At 68.4% G+C, this 237-nt stretch carries 1 protein-coding gene; it reads right to left on the bottom strand.

The features are described from left to right. The coding region (locus tag F6S12_RS33530; RefSeq protein WP_315870084.1) for a PQQ-binding-like beta-propeller repeat protein at nt 1-237 on the bottom strand (237 nt) is incomplete at both ends.

Consider the following 237-nt stretch of genomic DNA (forward strand, 5'->3'; position numbering starts at 1 on the left):
TCAGGGCCACCAGCTTGGCGTCCAGGGTGCCGAAGAACACCAGGTCGCCGTACAGCGCCACGCCGCGGTTGATCACGTCGCAGCACGGGCGGATGTCGTCCGGCAGGCGCGCGTCGTACTGCCAGAGCTTCTTGCCGGTGCGCGCGTCCACCGCGAACACCCGCGAGTAGGAACCGGTCATGTACATCACCCCGTCCTTGATCAGCGGCTGGGCCTGCTGGCCGCGCTGCTTCTCGC

Origin of the sequence: Pseudomonas sp. JV245A, assembly GCF_032424515.1 — a bacterium.
Classification (GTDB): Bacteria; Pseudomonadota; Gammaproteobacteria; order Pseudomonadales; family Pseudomonadaceae; genus Aquipseudomonas; species Aquipseudomonas protegens.